Raw genomic sequence first — 17,476 nt, 5'->3', positions numbered from 1 at the left:
ATCAGTGAAGACCAAAGGTGCGCTGCTGCGCGAGAACAACAAGCCGTGGGCGATCGAGGAGATCGAGATCGGTGACCCCAAGGCGCACGAGATCAAGATCAAGATGGAAGCAGCAGGCATGTGCCACTCCGATCACCATCTGGTGACCGGTGGCATCCCCATGGCGGGTTTCCCGATCCTGGGTGGGCACGAGGGTGCCGGCGTCGTCGCCGAGGTCGGCGAGGGTGTCACCGATTTCGAGGTCGGCGACCACGTCGTGCTGTCGTTCATCCCGTCGTGTGGCAAGTGTCCGTCGTGCCAGTCGGGCATGGCCAACCTGTGCGACTTCGGCGCCATGCTGCTGCAGGGCGAAGCCGTGTCGGACAACACCTTCCGCATCCAGACGGCAGCCGGCGAGAACGTCTACCCGATGACCTTGCTGGGCACCTTCGCGCCCTATATGGTGGTGCACGAGGCGTCGGCGGTGAAGATCGACAAGGACATCCCGTTCGAGGTCGCCGCTCTGTGCGGCTGCGGCGTCCCCACCGGCTACGGCTCGTCGACCCGCAGCGGTGACGTCCGCCCCGGCGAGGACGTGGCCATCGTGGGCGTCGGCGGCGTCGGTACGGCAGCCCTGCAGGGGGCGGTCATCTCGGGTGCCCGCAACGTGTTCGCCATCGATCCGGTGGAGTGGAAGCGTGAGCAGGCGTTGAAGTTCGGGGCCACCGCGGCATTCGCATCGGTCGAAGAGGCCGCCATGGCCATCGCGGAGACCACCCACGGCGGTATGTGCCAGAAGGTGATCGTCACCGTCGGTGAGGTCCACGGCAAGGATGTCGATCTGTGGATGGGGATCACCGGCAAGGGCGGCACCTGTGTGCTGACCGGTATGGGCAACATGCTCGAGAGCGACGTGACCCTGAACCTCGCCATGCTGACGCTGCTGCAGAAGAACCTGCAGGGCTCCATCTTCGGCGGCGCCAATCCCAAGCTCGACATCCCGCAGCTGCTCTCGATGTACAAGATCGGCAAGCTCAACATCGCCGACATGATCACCCGCCAGTACCGCCTGGACCAGATCAACGAGGGCTACCAGGACATGCTGGAAGGCCGCAACATTCGCGGTGTCATCCGCTACACCGAAGAGGATTGGTGAGCCCTGTGCCCACCGGCCGGCACGCGTCCACGGGTAACGTGACCCGATGTGTCGGTCCTTGAATCTCTGACGGAATGGCCCGTCGACAATGTGTCGGCGGCGATCATCACCCGTGACGGGGTCGCCGAGGAATTCGGCGACCCCGCTCGCGACTATGAGCTCGCCTCGGTCACCAAACTCCTCGTCGCGGAGGCGGTTCTGGTGGCCGTCGAGGAGGGGGCCGTCGAACTCGACGACCCCGCCGGTCCGCCCGGTGCCACTGTCGCGCATCTCCTGGCCCACGCATCGGGACTCGCCTTCGACTCGCGGGACATCGAGGCGGGGGTCGCGGAGAAGCGCATCTATTCGAGTGCGGGGTTCGAGATCCTGGCCGAGACCGTCGAACAGGCGGCGGGCATCGCGTTTCCGGAGTACCTCGCCGACGCCGTCAGCGCGCCTCTCGGACTCGAATCGACCGAGCTCCACGGACCGGCCGGCCACGGTGCACGATCCAGCACCGCAGATCTGGCCCGTTTCGCGCAGGAGCTCCTCGCACCGCAGATCCTCGCCCCCGAGACGCTCGCCGATGCGACATCGGTGCAGTTCCCGGGACTCGACGGGTTCGTGCCGGGATACGGGAGGCATCGTCCCAACGACTGGGGCCTGGGCTTCGAGATCCGGTCGAAGAAGTCTCCGCACTGGACCGGGGCGGGCAACTCGCCGCGGACTTTCGGGCACTTCGGCCAGGCTGGGACTTTTCTCTGGGTCGACCCCGACCTGCAGGCCGCCTGCGTCGTCCTCACCGACCGGTCGTTCGGACCGTGGGCGAAGCCGTTGTGGAGTGAGTTCAACGATCGAGTCGTCAGTGAACTTTCGTCACAGAAATGAAGTTTTCTCGCACGAGAAACTAGCGCAACACGTGCATCTTGAGGCACAATAAATCCCACGAGTGTGATATCCGGAGTCGCGAGGTGTGTTGGGGAAGACGTTCCTCGTCGACAACGGAGGTGAAAAGGTGCGCAATCTGAACCAGTTTGCGGACATGACAACGGGAGTGGTCTACATCCACTCGGCGCCGGTGGCGCTGTGCCCGCATGTGGAGTGGGCTCTGTCGTCGACCCTGAATGCACGCGCGAACCTGAAATGGTCGGCACAGGACGCCGAGCCGGGTATGCAGCGTGCGACTGTCGACTGGGCGGGGCCGGTCGGGACAGCGGCACGTTTGGTGACCGCTCTGCGCGAGTGGTCGGCGCTGCGGTTCGAGGTCACCGAGAACCCGAGCGAGGGTGTCGACGGCGAACGCTACAGCTACGTGCCGGGTCTCGGGCTCTGGCGCGGATCGACCAGCGCCAACGGCGACGTCATCGTCGGCGAGAACCAACTGCGCTCGCTGATCGAATCGCAGCCCGACCGTGCCGGACTCGCCGGCGAACTCGAAGCCGCCCTCGGCACGGCCTGGGACGACGCCCTCGAGCAGTACCGCATGGGCGGTGCCGGGGCCGAGGTCACCTGGCTGCAGCAGCGGGTCGGCTGAGGAGCGCCCTCCGCAAGCTCTGGGGCTACTCAGGGAGCGTGAACTTCCCAGGGAGCGCGGTGAGTACATCCCGCGATCTCAGGGACACACGAGAAACGCCACCGGTGAGAACCGGTGGCGTTCTTCGTATGTCTGTCGACGTGTGGGTCCGTCAGGCGGTCACAGCGGGATGTTCTTGTGCCGACCGCGTCGGGCGGGTGCAGCCGCGAGTGCCTCGGCGATGATGCTGCGCGTGCGGGCCGGGTCGATGATCTCGTCCACGACGCCGATCGACTGGGCCCGTCCCACGCCACCGGCGATGGCCTCGTGCTCGGCGGCCAGGCGATCGTGGAGGGCGTCACGCTCATCGTCGGGTGCGGCGGCGAGTGCCTTCTTGTGCAGGATGCCCACGGCGGCCTTGGCACCCATGACGGCGACCTCGGAACCGGGCCAGGCGAACACCGCGGTGGCACCGAGCGCACGCGAGTTCATCGCGATGTAGGCGCCGCCGTAGATCTTTCGGGTCACGAGCGTGACGCGGGGAACCGAGCACTCGGCGAAGGCGTGGAGCAGCTTCGCGCCGCGGCGGACGACACCGTTCCATTCCTGGCCGACACCCGGCAGGTAACCGGGGACATCGGTGAGGACGATGAGGGGGATACCGAAGGCGTCGCAGAGGCGGACGAACCGGGAGGCCTTCTCGGCGCTCTCCGAGTTCAGACACCCACCCATGCGCAGCGGGTTGTTGGCGATGACGCCGACGCTGCGGCCCGACAGCCGACCGAATCCGACGACGATGTTCGGCGCCCACTTCGCCTGCAACTCTTCGAAACTCGAGATCTCGGTCTCGCCGTCGGCGGCCAGCGCCGTGTCGAGCAGCTTCTCGACGACCGGGTGGACGTCATAGGCGCGACGGGCGGATTCGGGCAGCAGGGCCTTGAGGTCGGTGTCGCCGGCGGCGGCCAGCTCACGGTTGAAGTGGCCCTGCTGGGTGAAGGTCGAGACGAGACGGCGTGCGCGCCACAGGGCGTCGGGCTCGGAATCGGCCACGATGTGGCAGACACCGGACTTCTTGCCGTGTGTGGTGGGACCGCCGAGCGACTCCATGTCGACGTCCTCGCCGGTGACGCTGCGGACGACATCGGGTCCGGTGACGAAGACGCGACCGGCCGGAGCCATGATCACGATGTCGGTGAGGGCGGGTCCGTACGCCGCGCCGCCGGCCGCGAAGCCGACGACCACCGAGATCTGCGGGATGTACCCGGAGGCCCGGACCATGGCCTCGAAGACCTGACCCACCGCGTGCAACGCCTCGACCCCCTCGGCGAGGCGTGCGCCACCCGAGTGCCAGATACCGATGACCGGCGCCTGCTCGGAGATGGCGGTGTCGATGGCGTTGACGATGTGAGCACAACCGACGACACCCATGGCACCGCCCATGACGGTGCCATCGGTGCAGTAGGAGACCGTGCGAACGCCGTTGACCAGGCCGACCGCGGCCTGGACACCGGACTTGTCGCGAGGGTGCAGCAACGACATGGTGCCTTCGTCGAAGAAGTTCGTCAGCCGCAACAGGGGGTCGCGGGGATCGGCGGCTTCTTCGCGGCCGGGCATGGGAGCCAAGGTCGTCATCGCAGTCTCCTCCAGGGGTGTCGGGCGTGGTTCGTCTCGGGCGCTGCCGAGATCGGCGAGGAGGCCGAGGACTCAGTAGTGACCGAAGGCGAGCGCCACGTTGTGCCCACCGAAACCGAACGAGTTGTTGATCGCGTAGTCGATCTGTCCGTAGCGCGGCTCACCGTGGACGACGTCGATGTCGCATTCCGGGTCTTGGTTCTCGAGGTTGAGGGTCGGCGGGATGACGCCTTCCTCGACGCTCTTGATGGTGAGGACCGACTCGAGAGCACCGACGGCACCGATCGAGTGTCCGAGAGCGGACTTCGGTGCGTACACCGCGGCATGCTGACCGATGGCGGCGATGATGCCCGCGGACTCGGCGGTGTCGCCGATCGGGGTCGACGTCGCATGCGCGTTGATGTGGGTGATGTCGGACTTCTGGAGACCGGCGGTCTGCAGGGCGCGAGTCATCGCGCGGGCATTGCCCTGACCGCTGGGATCCGGGGCCACCAGGTGGAATCCGTCGGAGGTGATGCCGGAGCCGAGGAGACGCGCGTGGATGTGCGCACCGCGGGCCCGAGCGTGCTCCTCGCGTTCGAGGATGAGCATCGCGGCACCTTCGCCGAAGACGAAGCCGTCGCGGTCCTTGTCGAACGGACGAGAGGCGGCTGCGGGGTCCTCGTTGCGGGTGCTCATGGCACGCATCATCGAGAATGCCGCGATCGGCACCGCGTCGATGCGTCCCTCGACGCCACCGGTGACGACCATGTCGGCGTCACCCATGACGATGTGGCGCCACGCGTGTGCGATCGCCTCGGCCCCCGACGAGCACGCCGAGACCGGGGTGATGACGCCTGCGCGGGCGCCGACGTTCAGACCGACGACGGCGGCCGGACCGTTGGGCATGGCCATCGACACGGCGAGCGGGGACACCTTGCGGTAGTTGCCCGTGCTTTCCATGGCCTTGACGGCGTCGACCATCGCGTCGCCGCCACCCTGACCGGTGCCGACGACCACGGCGAGACGGTCGGGGTCGACCTCGGGTTCGCCGGCCTGCGTCCAGAGACGCTTGCTCAGCACGTGGGCGATGCGCTCGACATAGGCCATCCGGCGGGCCTCGACTCGGGTGACCTCGTCGGTCGGATCCTTCAGCAGACGACCGCCGATACGAACCGGCAGGTTGTACCTGGTGATGAAGTCGTCGGTCAGGACGCGGATGCCCGACTCACCCGCCAGCAGTGCTTTCCACGTCGAGTCGAGATCTTCGCCGAGCGAGGTGGTCGCCACCATGGAGGTGACGACCACGCTCGGGAAGTTCCCACCCAGCGTCGAGTAGTCGCGGAGGGAGGGGGAGCTCATCAGTTCTGGTCTGCCTCGACCTGAGCCTTGATGGCAGCCGCAGCCTCGGGGTTCTCGCTCTCGAGCTTCTGGATGTACGAGACGGCGTCGCCGACGGTGCGCAGACCGGCCAGGTCCTCGTCGGGGATCTTCACGCCGTACTTGTCCTCGGTCTGGACGGCGATCTCGACCATGGACAGCGAATCGATGTCGAGGTCGTCGACGAACGACTTCTCGAGGGTCACCTCGGACGGCTCGATGCCGGTGACTTCCTCGATGATCTCGGCGATGCCGGCAATGAGTTGTTCCTGGGTGGCAGCCACTGTGTGGTTCCCTTTCCGTGTATCGGGTAGATGAGTTTCCGGAGCGCAGGACGGACCCGAGAGAGTCCGCGCGCTTGGACAGATCGGCGTCGGGGCCGATCTTCCGGGGGTCGCGGACTAACCGCGACCGCTATCCAAGTTCAGTGATCTTCGCGATGTCGCCGGGCTCCTTGAGCGCCAGCGATGGGGTGCCCTTCAGCTCGCGCTTGGCGATCCCCACGAGCGTGCCCGCCGGCGGCAGTTCCACGACGGCGGTGGCCGAGTTCTCACGCAGGTACGCCGAGCAGAGATCCCAGCGGACCGGCCTGGTCACCTGGCCCACCAGTTTTGTCAGTGCTTCGGAGCCATTCGTTACAGGCTGCCCGTCGGAGTTCGACAGCAACGTGCGATTCGGGTCGGACGGGGTGATCTTCGCGGCCGCCGCGGCGACGGCGTCCTGCGCCGGAGCCATGAAGTGGGTGTGGAAGGCGCCGGCGACCGCGAGCTTGCGGATACGGGCCTTCTCCGGCGGGGACGCGATGAGCTCGTCGATCTTGTCGACGGCTCCGGCCGCGACGATCTGGCCGACCGCGTTGCGGTTGGCCGGGACGAGTTCGAGTTCCTCGAGGCGGGCGAGCACGGCGGCTTCGTCGCCACCGAGAACGGCGGCCATGGTGGTCGGTACGAGAGCGCAGGCCTTGGCCATCTCGGCACCGCGGATCGCGGCGAGGGTGACGGCCTCGTCGGCCGAGATCACACCGGTGATGGCGGCGGCGGCGAGCTCGCCGACCGAGTGGCCGGCGACGACCGCGTCCGCGGGCAGCTCGCCGTTCTTGCGGGCCTCGTCGAAGGCGAGCAGGGCGGCGACCACGACCAGCGGCTGGGTCACCGCGGTGTCGGTGATCTCTTCCGCGGTGGCGGTGGTACCGAGTCGTTCCAAGTCCAGTTGAGTGAGCTTGGACCACGTGGCGATCTGATCACGGGTACCGGGCAGGTCGAGCCACGGCGTGAGCATGCCGGGTGTCTGGGAACCCTGGCCGGGAGCAAGCAACGAAAGCACGTGACCAGAGAACACCCTTTCCCCGCCCTATGTGGGTGTAGAGAAGCATGAACCTTGTCGCAGGGTTTTGTAGGGTTCCCACAAACTTCACCGAAGTGCCACCTGCTTCGTCATCAGGCTGAGATTCGTTACCGAAACGTGTTCTTAAGGCTCATATCAGCATAAATGGCGAATCGGACATGTTACTCGTGTGGCCTATGGGGCAGAAGACTCCGTTTTGTGCCGTAAGTGTGTCAAACGACCGACGGTCGTCGCGATCCGTAGTACATACGCGTCGCGGGGGTTCGTCGGGTCGCGCCGTGTGATTTCCGCAATCTTCTTCAGCCGGTACCGGACCGTATTTGGATGTATGTACAGAACGCGCGCGCAGGATTCGACCGATCCGCCGGAGTCGAGATAGGCCTCGAGCGTCGTCGTCAGAGTGGAGCCTCCCGCCGACAGCGGACGGACCACCGATTCGACCAGAGCGGTCACCGCTGACTCGTCACCTTTGAGTGCACGTTCGGGTAACAGTTCGAGACTGTGGACCGGTCGCGGTGCACTCGGCCAGCCCACCACCGCCTCGATCGCGGCCATCGCCTCGGCGGCACTGGTGTGGGCGCTGCCGAGGTTCGGCATGGTCGGCCCGATGACCACCGGGCCGTCGGCGAAGTGCGTGAGGAGAGCCGAGACGAACTTCTCCGTCGGCCGTGCCGGTCCGCTCACGATCGCGACCAGCACCGAGCCCTGGACCACCGACAGCGCCGACCGGTCGAACTGCCGTGCCGTGTTGTGGATGGCCAGTGGCACCGAGACGTTCTGTTCGGGCGGCGGAGTGCCCACGATCACCGTCGCCGGGGCGTCCGAATCCCAATTCAGGGCGGCCGCCCGAGAGAGGAGCTGCGGTCCGGTGTCGCCGCGAACCACCGCGTCGACGACCAGGGCCTCGAGTCGGGAGTCCCAGGCGCCACGCGACTCGGCGGCCGAGGCGTAGATCGCCGCTGCGGCGAAACCGATCTCCCGTCCGTAGCGCAGGACCGACTCGGTGAGTGCACGGAGCTGGGCGTCGTTCCGGGCGAGCAGCGGCAGCCACTTCTCGAAGAACTCCATCGCCACGCGGACCATCTCGACGGTCTGCAGCAGGGTGATGCGGCGGGCGAGGTCCTGCGGTACCACCTGGAACGCTTGGACCGTGAACTTCACGTTGCCCTCGGGATCCTGGATCCACTCGACGAAGTTCACGACCGCGGTCTGCACGACCAGCTGCACACTCGCGCGCTGCGCGGCGTCGAGGTCGCCGAAATAGGGCAGCTGGTCCTGCATCGAGTGGACCGCCTCGGTGGCGAGGCGGCCGCTGTACTGCTTGACCCGCCGGAGCAGCGTGTCGGGCAGCGCGTCGTGCACGGTGGCGGGGGCCGGCACATGGGCACCCCGCGCACCGAACACGTCAGCCGGCGGTGTTGTGGGCTGATTCACTCGCGCGTCGGACACGACCTCAATCTAGTCCCTGTTCAGGCCATGCCGGGATCGCCGGTTCCCCTCGAACGGCGGCGGCCCGGTTTCCGGGTCAGGCCACGCCCGGATCGCTGGTCTGCTCGGGAGCGGCGGCCACGTCGTCGATCTTGTACTTGTCCGCTGCCTGCTTGGCCACCGACATGTCGAGGTGGCCGTCGCGGGCGAGCGCGACGAGGACCGCGACCACGATCGACTCGGCGTCGACGTTGAAGAAACGCCGCGCGGCCGGGCGGGTGTCGGAAAAGCCGAACCCGTCGGTGCCGAGCGTCAGGTACGTACCGGGCAGGTACGCACGGACCTGCTCCTGGACGCCGCGCATGTAGTCGCTGACGCCGACGAACGGTCCGGCCGCGTCGGCCATCAGTTCGGTCAGGTAGGCGGGCGCGGGCTCGGTGCCGGGATCGCGCAGTGCCTCCCGGTCGGCGCGGATGCCGTCGCGGGCCAGCTCACTCCACGATGTCACCGAGTAGACGTTCGCGCCGACGTTCCACTCCTCGGCGAGCAGTTCGGACGCACGCAGCGCGTCGGGCATCGTGACGCCGGAGACCAGGATGTTGGCCGGGTACTTCTTGTTCTCGGGAGCCTTCTGGAACAGATATCCGCCCTTGACGATGCCCGTGGCGTCGAGGCCCTCCGGCTTCGCCGGCTGGCTGATCGGCTCGTTGTAGACGGTGATGTAGTAGAAGACGTTCTCCGGGTCCTCGCCGTACATGCGCGTGAGACCGTCGTCCACGATGTGGCCGAGTTCGTAGGCGAACGCGGGGTCGTAGGCGATCACGGCCGGGTTGGTCGCGGCGAGCAACGGCGAGTGGCCGTCGGCGTGCTGCAGGCCCTCACCGGTGAGCGTCGTGCGGCCCGCGGTGGCGCCGATGATGAAACCGCGCGCCATCTGGTCGCCGGCCGCCCAGAAGCTGTCGCCGGTGCGCTGGAAACCGAACATCGAATAGAAGATGTACAGCGGGATCATCGGTTCGTGGTGGGTGGCGTACGACGTGCCGACCGCGGCGAAGCTGGCCGTCGAACCGGCCTCGTTGATGCCTTCGTGCAGGATCTGCCCCTCGGAGCTCTCCTTGTAGGCGAGCATCAGTTCGGCGTCGACCGAGGTGTACAGCTGGCCGTTACGGTTGTAGATCTTCAGGGTCGGGAACCACGAGTCCATGCCGAAGGTGCGGGCCTCGTCGGGGATGATCGGCACGATGCGCTTGCCGATTTCCTTGTCGCGCAACAGTTCCTTGAAGACACGGACCAGCGCCATGGTGGTCGCGACCTGCTGCTTGCCCGAACCCTTCGCGGTGGCCTTGAGGGCCGAGGAGGTGTCGGCCTTGAGCACCTTGGACTTCGTGCGACGGCTCGGCAGGAACCCGCCGAGGGTCTTGCGGCGGTCCAGCATGTACTGGAGCTCCGGAGAATCCTCGCCGGGATGGTAGTACGGCGGCAGATACGGATCCTTCTCGAGCTGCTCGTCGCTGATCGGGATGCGCGTGCTGTCGCGGAACGCCTTGAGGTCGTCGAGCGTCAGCTTCTTCATCTGGTGGGTCGCATTGCGTCCCTCGAAGTGCTTGCCGAGCGTGTAGCCCTTGATCGTGTGGGCCAGGATGACCGTCGGCTGGCCCTTGTGCGTCATCGCCGAGGCGTAGGCGGCGTGGATCTTTCGGTAGTCGTGGCCGCCGCGCTTGAGGTTCCAGATCTCGGCGTCGGAGAGGTCCTTGACGAGCTCCTTGGTCCGCGGGTCGCGGTTGAAGAAGTGTTCGCGGACGAAGGCGCCGTCGTTGGCCTTGTAGGTCTGGTAGTCGCCGTCGGGCGTGGTGTTCATCAGGTTGACCAGCGCGCCGTCACGGTCGGCGTGCAGCAACGCATCCCACTCGCGGCCCCAGATGACCTTGATGACGTTCCAGCCGGCGCCGCGGAAGAACGACTCCAGCTCCTGGATGATCTTGCCGTTGCCGCGCACCGGGCCGTCGAGTCGCTGCAGATTGCAGTTGACGACGAAGGTCAGATTGTCGAGACCCTCGGTGGCCGCGAAGCTGGCGAAGCCGCGCGATTCCGGCTCGTCCATCTCGCCATCGCCGAGGAACGCCCACACATGCTGGTCGGAGGTGTCCTTGATGCCGCGGTCGTGCAGGTAGTGGTTGAAGCGCGCCTGGTAGATCGCGTTCATCGGGCCGAGACCCATCGAGACGGTCGGGAACTCCCAGAAGTCCGGCATCAGGCGCGGGTGCGGATACGACGGCAGACCGCCGCCCTCACCCGCGTGGCTGTGTTCCTGGCGGAAGCCGTCCATGCGGGCCTCGTCGATGCGGCCCTCGAGGTAGGCGCGTGCATAGATGCCGGGGGAGGCGTGGCCCTGGATGAAGATGTGGTCGCCGCCGCCGGAGTGGTTCTTGCCGCGGAAGAAGTGGTTGAAGCCGACCTCGTAGAGCGACGCCGACGACGCGTACGTCGAGATGTGGCCGCCCACACCGACTCCCGGGCGCTGGGCGCGATGCACCATGATCGCGGCGTTCCAGCGGATCATCTGACGGAAGCGGCGCTCGACCTCCTCGTCACCGGGGAACCAGGGTTCTGCCTCGGTGGGGATGGTGTTCACGTAGTCGGTGGAGGTGAGCGCGGGGATCGACACCCGCTTCTCGCCGGCGCGTTCGAGGAGCCGCAGCATCAGGTAACGGGCGCGTCCGGGCCCCGCGGCGTCGAGAAGGGCGTCGAACGAATCGAGCCACTCGGTGGTCTCGTCGGGGTCGATGTCGGGCAGATAGGACGCGACTCCTTCGCGGATGACGCGGACCCGGTGTCCGCTTCGTCCGGCAGCACGTCCATTGGAGCTCGAGTCGGCTTGGCCGGCGTGCTCGCTGGGAATCGTGTCCTGCGTCGCCTGGTCCATCTGGTCGGTCACGGTGATGCCTACTCCCTCTGACAGGCCGGACTCGGGGTGGTGGTCCGACTGCATGGCGTACGACACTGCAACTCCTTTTGTTGTGCGGTGTCACCCCTCATCGTGCCCCATGTGAGGGGGCTTGGCACCGCTGGATCTGTGTAGGCTGTCGCGATCGCGAAGGTGCTGTAGCGTCCTTGCAGCGTTACCGATGAGTAGGGGGATGGCGATGCTGGGCACAGGGGAGGCCGGGCCCGGCCGCGGCGGACATCGGGGTGTCCGGGTGAGCGCGACCATCGGCATGGCATTCGGGGGAATCATGCTGTCGGCGTGCACGTCCACGGTCGGAGGTGCCGGTGTGCCGGCGCCCGGCGAGGTGGCGGTCTACCGGTCGGAGGTGTCGGCCTCGGCGGCTGCGCAGGTACGTGCCGAGGGCGTCGAACTCTGTCGGGAGTCGATGTCGTCGATGGTCGTGATGCTGCGCGGCTACAACACCTTCATCAAGCGGCTCAACACGACGCATTCGTATCCGGAGGTCGGGGACCTCGCCGACAAGGCGCGGGCGAGCCTCATCGCGGGTGCCGACCAGATCCGGCCGAAGATCACCGACACCTCACCGCCGGAGATCGCGTCGCCGGCGCGGACGTTCCTGGATGCGACGACGCGTCTCGAGAACGCGATCCGCAAGGAACTGCGCACCGAACTCAACCCGGTGTCGGGGCAGTGGACGCGCGACAAGGCGCGCCTTCTCGAGGTCTGCGGGGAATACACGCCCGTCCCGGCGGCCTCCTCGGCCACGCCCCGGACCTCGGTTCCCGCTGGCCCGGCTCCGACGAGTCCCGGTCGCTGATGCGCCGTCGCCCGGTGTCGGGGGTTCGTGCGATCGTGCAACCGTCGTCTGAAAAGAAACGCCCGAAATCGAGTGACGTCGGTCGGCTTGCAATGTGAGGCTCTAGGCTGTTGCCTATGCTGACAGGCGAGTTGGCGAAAAGAGACGTACAGACCGGCGACGAGAAAAACGTCCCATCACCCTCAGGAGGTCACGCGCGGTGGTAGCCGCCACAGACGGTACGGGCAGCAACGCCCAAAAACTGGGCTTGAAGGCAGGCTTGGTCGTGCAGGAAGTCGGTTGGGACGATGACACGGACGACGAGCTCCGGGCCGACATCGAGGACGCGATCGATGCCGAGATGGTCGATGAGGATGCCGACGACGTCGTCGACGTCGTGGTCCTCTGGTGGCGTGAAGGCGACGGAGACCTCGTCGACGCGCTGATGGACGCCATCGGACCGCTGGCCGAAGACGGATACGTGTGGGTGTTCTCGCCCAAGACCGGGAAACCCGGATATGTGGATCCGAGCGAGATCGCCGAGGCGGCCCCCACTGCGGGTCTCACCCAGACATCGGCGATCAGCCTGGGGGATTGGTCGGCCGCCCGACTCGTCCAGCCCAAGGCACGCTCGGGCAAGAAAGCATGAGCGATGCTCTGCCCACCGCGCCGCTGAGCGTCGGTGATCGGGCACCTGATTTCGAACTGCGGGATCAGAACAACCAGCTCGTGTCCCTGAGCGCGTTGCGTGCCGAGCGCAACGTTCTCGTGGTCTTCTTCCCGCTCGCATTCACCGGCACCTGCCAGGGCGAGCTGGGCTACATCCGCGACCAGCAGCCGCGTTTCGAGAACGACGACGTGACCACGGTGACGGTCTCGGTGGGACCCTCGCCGACGCACAAGGTGTGGTCGGCGGCGCAGGGCTTCTTGTTCCCGCTGCTGTCCGACTTCTGGCCGCACGGTGAGGTGGCGAAGGCCTACGGCGTGTTCAACGAGGAACGCGGCTACGCGAACCGTGGCACGTTCCTCGTCGACCGCGAGGGTGTCATCGTCTACGCCGACATGGTCGGGCCGGGCGAGGTGCGCGAGAACGACGTCTGGGACCAGGCTCTCAGCTCGGTCGGCTGATCCGTCCTATGGCTCCAAGCCGCGCTGAGCGCGGGTTGGAGCCATAGATCTCGGTGCGCGCAAAGGGATTCGAACCCCTGACCGCTGGTGTGTAAGACCAGAGCTCTACCGCTGAGCTATACGCGCGTGCGCCGCCTCCGCGGCGGCACTTGCGAGAACGAATCTAGCGGGTCGACGCCGAACGCCCAAACTGCGGAGCGGTGACCGGCGAACCTCACCTCGACATGCAGACGTCGATCGAGGTCTGCATGTCGAGGCCGAGGTCCACCGGTCACGCAGCGGATCAGCGATTCACGCGAAGACCGGCGGGAGTGCGAGGACCATGACGGCGCCCCAGATGACGTGCGTGATCGCGGGCGCGAGGACACCTGCGGTGCTGCGTCGGAGGATGGCGCAGACGGTGCCCAGGACGGCACCGGCGAAGCCGAGCATCACATTGCCGCTCGCCATGGTGACGAGCACGTAGATGACCGTCGACACCAGCACCGGGTTGTGGGGGCGGGCTGCCGAGTAGACCGCCCCGCGGAAGAACAGCTCCTCGGCGAGTCCGTTGATCATGGTGATCGCGGTGACGACGGCGAGGCTGCCGTAGTCGGCGAAGGCGAGCACCTGGTTCGCCAGGTCGCTGACGCCGGGGATCATCCGGGCGATGAGACCGCCGACGACGAACGCGGCACCGACCGCGAGGCCGACGACGACGCCCAGTCCCACGGCGCCGAGACGATCAGGGGGCCGGGACGCCGTCGGGCTGTAGGCACCGAGTCGTAGTTTGCCGGAGGTGAATGCCCCGGCGATCCACACCACGGCCATTCCGGCCGTCAGCGGGTAGAACGCGGTGTCGCCGGGCTCCACGCGCATCGAGACGCCGAGCATGACGGCCCCGATGACGAGGAAGACGCCGACGATCCAGCGGCGTCGGACGTAGTGGGAACCCGGATCGGGATCCCGATCCGTGGCTATCGAGTTGTAGAGGTCGCGCGCCAGTGCAGTCACCAGCACTCATCACCACCTAGGTCGGTCGTCTACGGACACGAATCATTCAGGGACGGCTCGACAGAAAAGCTCCGGCGATCTTCGCCGACACCCGCAGCGTGCCACCGATCGTCTCACCGATAGTGCGTTTGACACGCAACCAATCGCCGCCGGCCCACGCCGGGTCGGTGTCGGCCAGGTGGTGCAGGTCGTTCAGATCGCAGACGGAACGGGGATATGGGGACTCCACAGATGCCCGCACGGCATCGCGCATCGGCGTCAGACCGCCCTCGGGTGGTGGCACCAGTTCGCGGATGCGATGCTCCGACGCCGTCATCGGATGGTTGAGCGACGTCACCAGTTCCTCGGTCAGCGACGCCGGAACCGGCACGAACATGCCACCCAGCCGGCCCGCGACGCGGGTACTGACGCCGAAGACCGGAAGCCGCAGCCGCGGGAAGCGGACCGCGGAGATGTACTCGTGCAGGATCGAGATATAGCGGGCGTGGTCGGGGCCGGATATATCGTATTCGCCTGGCGGAAGCGATGATTCACATGCCGCGACGAGGTAGTGAATGGCGTCGCGGATGGAGATCGGGTCCATCTCGTTGGTGATCCAGTCGGGCTCGGGGATCACCGGGAGGCGGTCGGCCATGTAGCGGATGATCTCGAACGACGTCGACCCGGCGCCGATGATCACCGCCGCACGCAACCAGACGAGTTCCGGGCCGCCTTCGACGACCAGCCCCTCGGCGACGTCGGCGCGGCTCTGCAGATGCGACGAGAGGTCGCCGCCCCCCGGCACGAAGCCACCCAGGTAGATGATCCGGGCGACGTCGGCATCGCGTGCCGCCTCGGCGACGTTGCGTGCCGCGTCCCGATCGCCGCTGGCGAAGTCGTCCGTCCCGATGGCATGGACCAGGTAGTAGATCGCGTCGATGTGGCCGGCGTCGGACATCGCCCTCTTCACCGAGATCGGATCGTCGACGTCCATGGCGACCTTGGTGACGTCCGACGACCAGCCGAACCGGTCGAGCTTGCGGGTGTCCCTGGACGTGACCACCACCTCGTGGCCCTGCCTGAGCAATGCGCATACGAGTCGGGAGCCCACGTACCCGGTCGCCCCCGTGATGAGTAGCCTCATGCCTTCGACCGTAGAGAAGAATCGGCGATCCGGTCGGACGAGCAGGTCAGCGCAGCTAGGGCCGGGCGGTCATCGCGCGCCGATAGCGTTCGGCGACCTGGTCGTGATAGTCCGCGACGGCGCCGAGTTCGACGCGCAGTTCGGCGGGTTCGATGACGGTGAAGTCGGCCCCGAAGGCGTACATCCAGCGCGCGATCGACGTCAGCGAAGTGCTGTAGACGGTCACCTCGCAGGTGTGTTCGTCGCCCGACTCCAGAGTGCCCCACGATTGGTGGATCATCGGTGCGACCTCGTCCAGCGGCAGGTGGATGCGTACCCGGGCCGTCGCCCGTTGCTGGAGTGCGCCGAGACCGCGGGCGACGAAGGCCGCCGCGCCGCCCTCGGGCGGCTCGCGCGGTGTGAATCGCGGTCCGGTGGGGATCTTCGGGTCCATGCGATCGACGCGGAACGAACGCCAGTCGGCGCGAGCGAGGTCGAAGCCCACGAGGTACCAGCGATTCCCGTTGCGCACCAGACGATATGGCTCGACCTCGCGTCGGCTCTCCTCGCCGTCGTTGCGTCGGTAGTCGAAACGCAGGCGCTCGTGGCGATGACAGGCCGTCGCGATCTCGGTGAGGCGATCGGCTGGGACAGCGCTCGATGGCGCCTCCCTGGGAACTGCCTCGATGCGCAGCGCGTCGAGGCGGTGCTGGAGGCGCGAGGGCATGACCTGGCGCAGTTTGGCGAGTGCCCCGGCGGACGCCTCGGCCATGTCGGCGACCGCTCCCGTGGTCACCGCGTCGAGCCCCAGGGCGACGGCGAGCACCTCCTGATCGTCGAGGAGCAGGGGCGGCATCTCCGCACCCGCGCCGAGGCGATACCCGCCGCGTGCACCGACATTCGCGTCGACCGGATAGCCGAGCTCGCGGAGCTTATCGATGTCGCGACGCACGGTGCGGGTCGTGATGTCGAGGCGTTCCGCGAGTTCCTTCCCCGACCATTCCCGCCGCGTCTGCAGCAGCGACAGCAGAGCGAGTAACCGGGCCGAGGTTTCCAACATGCAGACATCCTGCCTCAGGATGCGGACAGGTTCTGTCCTTGTTTGTCGGAGCGTGGATTTCGGAACGGTTCGGCGCGGTGGTCAATGTGGCCGCTGAGCGCGACTGCCCGGCTAGGGTTGTGCCGGTCCGGTGTTCCCGCCGGGCGCACGACCGCAAGGAGGACGACATGGCCACGACCATCCTGCCGCTCGACGAGGTCACCGCGGGTCTGATCGCCCAGTGGGCCGCGATCGCCGACGTGGCCGGCGGACTCACCGATGAACAGTGGTCGGCTGCTTCGGTGTTGCACGGATGGACCAACGCCGACATCGTCGCGCACATCATCGGCACCGAGAGCATGCTCGACGGCCGAGACGTCGAGGCCACCCGCACGGTGAGTGCGCTCGACCACGTGCGCAACCCGATCGGCGAACTCAACGAGAAGTGGGTCGACCACTACCGCCCCAAGTCGCGCGCCGAGGTTCTCGCGGCGCTCGAGGAGATCGTCGGGGTTCGTACCGCGGCGCTGCAGGCGATGACACAGGAGCAGTTCGAGGCTCCCTCGATGACCCCGGCCGGAGCCGACACCTACGGGCGCTTCATGCGAATCCGCATCTTCGACTGCTGGGTCCACGAGATCGACCTGCGCGACGGCACCGACGGTTCGGCCGTCACCGACCCCGTCCCCGCGTCGTGGGCGCTCGACGAGATCGGTGCGTCACTGCCGTTCGTCGTCGGCAAGCGAGCCGACGCGCCCAAGGGCAGCAAGGTTCTCTTCGACATCACCGGCCTGGCGGCTCGGACGGTCCGGATCTTCGTCGGCGACCGGGCGGCGGCGGTCGAGGAGTTCGAGGGCGGCGACGCCTCCGCCGATGTGCGGCTCCGGATCGACGCGGCGAACCTGGCCCGGTGCGCCGGTGGCCGGCGGGACGCCGATCCGGGCGCGGTGGAGATCGATGGCGATGAGGCACTGGGCAGCGCGATCCTCAACCGGATGAACTACGTGATCTGACCCGGAGCGGAGATGTGGCGAGCTCAGGAGGGTTTCAGTCAGCAATAGGTTTCGCCAGGCGATACCTA

The 17,476-nt window shown here is 66.9% G+C and carries 16 protein-coding genes and 1 tRNA gene; 7 read left to right on the top strand and 10 right to left on the bottom strand.

The window, feature by feature from the left end; all coding sequences use genetic code 11:
* Window positions 1–4: 4 nt before the first annotated feature.
* The 3 genes from GAA2_RS15510 to GAA2_RS15500 all read left to right on the top strand — a co-directional run bounded on the left by GAA2_RS15510 (window position 5) and on the right by GAA2_RS15500 (window position 2,648).
* Complete coding sequence (locus GAA2_RS15510) at window positions 5–1,135, top strand: NDMA-dependent alcohol dehydrogenase (RefSeq protein WP_024500437.1); 1,131 nt, start codon at window positions 5–7, stop codon at window positions 1,133–1,135.
* A gap of 48 nt (window positions 1,136–1,183) precedes the next feature.
* Window positions 1,184–2,002 carry a serine hydrolase domain-containing protein gene (locus GAA2_RS15505; protein ID WP_006434900.1) on the top strand — a complete coding sequence of 273 codons (819 nt, stop codon included), beginning with the start codon at window positions 1,184–1,186 and terminating at the stop codon, window positions 2,000–2,002.
* Between the two features lie 127 nt (window positions 2,003–2,129).
* Window positions 2,130–2,648, top strand: a complete 519-nt coding sequence (locus GAA2_RS15500; RefSeq protein ID WP_006434901.1) for a DUF3145 domain-containing protein — start codon at window positions 2,130–2,132, stop codon at window positions 2,646–2,648.
* Between the two features lie 159 nt (window positions 2,649–2,807).
* Here GAA2_RS15500 and GAA2_RS15495 read toward each other — a convergent pair whose 3' ends face one another.
* The 6 genes from GAA2_RS15495 to aceE all read right to left on the bottom strand — a co-directional run bounded on the left by GAA2_RS15495 (window position 2,808) and on the right by aceE (window position 11,391).
* Entirely contained in the window at window positions 2,808–4,259 is a 1,452-nt protein-coding gene (locus tag GAA2_RS15495; RefSeq protein WP_006434902.1) for an acyl-CoA carboxylase subunit beta, read from the bottom strand.
* Between the two features lie 72 nt (window positions 4,260–4,331).
* Complete coding sequence (locus GAA2_RS15490) at window positions 4,332–5,600, bottom strand: KasA/KasB family beta-ketoacyl-ACP synthase (RefSeq protein ID WP_006434903.1); 1,269 nt, start codon at window positions 5,598–5,600, stop codon at window positions 4,332–4,334.
* On the bottom strand, window positions 5,600–5,902 hold the full coding sequence (acpM, locus tag GAA2_RS15485; RefSeq protein ID WP_006434904.1) for a meromycolate extension acyl carrier protein AcpM: 303 nt from the start codon (window positions 5,900–5,902) through the stop codon (window positions 5,600–5,602). The genes GAA2_RS15490 and acpM overlap by 1 nt, the downstream gene beginning before the upstream one ends.
* A 130-nt stretch (window positions 5,903–6,032) precedes the next feature.
* On the bottom strand, window positions 6,033–6,941 hold the full coding sequence (locus GAA2_RS15480; RefSeq protein ID WP_006434905.1) for an ACP S-malonyltransferase: 909 nt from the start codon (window positions 6,939–6,941) through the stop codon (window positions 6,033–6,035).
* Window positions 6,942–7,136: 195 nt separating this feature from the next.
* Entirely contained in the window at window positions 7,137–8,411 is a 1,275-nt protein-coding gene (locus GAA2_RS15475; protein WP_006434906.1) for a PucR family transcriptional regulator, read from the bottom strand.
* 76 nt (window positions 8,412–8,487) lie between these two features.
* Window positions 8,488–11,391 carry a pyruvate dehydrogenase (acetyl-transferring), homodimeric type gene (gene aceE, locus GAA2_RS15470; protein ID WP_096274159.1) on the bottom strand — a complete coding sequence of 968 codons (2,904 nt, stop codon included), beginning with the start codon at window positions 11,389–11,391 and terminating at the stop codon, window positions 8,488–8,490.
* A gap of 142 nt (window positions 11,392–11,533) precedes the next feature.
* Here aceE and GAA2_RS15465 point away from each other — a divergent pair, with 142 nt between their 5' ends.
* From GAA2_RS15465 to GAA2_RS15455, 3 genes are all read left to right on the top strand, one after another.
* A complete protein-coding gene (locus GAA2_RS15465; RefSeq protein ID WP_024500435.1) occupies window positions 11,534–12,154 on the top strand; it encodes a hypothetical protein in 621 nt (206 codons plus the stop codon).
* A 199-nt stretch (window positions 12,155–12,353) separates the two neighbouring features.
* Window positions 12,354–12,782, top strand: a complete 429-nt coding sequence (locus GAA2_RS15460; RefSeq protein ID WP_006434909.1) for a DUF3052 domain-containing protein — start codon at window positions 12,354–12,356, stop codon at window positions 12,780–12,782.
* Window positions 12,779–13,261 carry a peroxiredoxin gene (locus GAA2_RS15455; RefSeq protein WP_096274157.1) on the top strand — a complete coding sequence of 161 codons (483 nt, stop codon included), beginning with the start codon at window positions 12,779–12,781 and terminating at the stop codon, window positions 13,259–13,261. Before GAA2_RS15460 ends, GAA2_RS15455 begins: the two co-directional genes overlap by 4 nt.
* A 54-nt stretch (window positions 13,262–13,315) precedes the next feature.
* Here GAA2_RS15455 and GAA2_RS15450 read toward each other — a convergent pair.
* From GAA2_RS15450 to GAA2_RS15435, 4 genes are all read right to left on the bottom strand, one after another.
* A tRNA-Val gene (locus tag GAA2_RS15450) sits at window positions 13,316–13,387 on the bottom strand.
* 165 nt (window positions 13,388–13,552) lie between these two features.
* Window positions 13,553–14,260 carry a CPBP family intramembrane glutamic endopeptidase gene (locus GAA2_RS15445; protein ID WP_006434911.1) on the bottom strand — a complete coding sequence of 236 codons (708 nt, stop codon included), beginning with the start codon at window positions 14,258–14,260 and terminating at the stop codon, window positions 13,553–13,555.
* 40 nt (window positions 14,261–14,300) lie between these two features.
* Complete coding sequence (locus GAA2_RS15440; RefSeq protein ID WP_006434912.1) at window positions 14,301–15,377, bottom strand: NAD(P)H-binding protein; 1,077 nt, start codon at window positions 15,375–15,377, stop codon at window positions 14,301–14,303.
* A gap of 55 nt (window positions 15,378–15,432) precedes the next feature.
* Entirely contained in the window at window positions 15,433–16,416 is a 984-nt protein-coding gene (locus GAA2_RS15435) for a helix-turn-helix transcriptional regulator (protein WP_006434913.1), read from the bottom strand.
* A 167-nt stretch (window positions 16,417–16,583) separates the two neighbouring features.
* Between GAA2_RS15435 and GAA2_RS15430 the strand changes: the two genes are divergently transcribed.
* Entirely contained in the window at window positions 16,584–17,408 is an 825-nt protein-coding gene (locus GAA2_RS15430; RefSeq protein ID WP_024500434.1) for a maleylpyruvate isomerase family mycothiol-dependent enzyme, read from the top strand.
* Window positions 17,409–17,476 lie beyond the last annotated feature (68 nt).

Source organism: Gordonia ajococcus, from assembly GCF_012974285.1.
GTDB lineage: Bacteria > Actinomycetota > Actinomycetes > Mycobacteriales > Mycobacteriaceae > Gordonia > Gordonia amicalis.
Note: the sequence above shows the minus strand (reverse complement) of the source record. Positions and strands in the feature narration are given on the sequence as shown.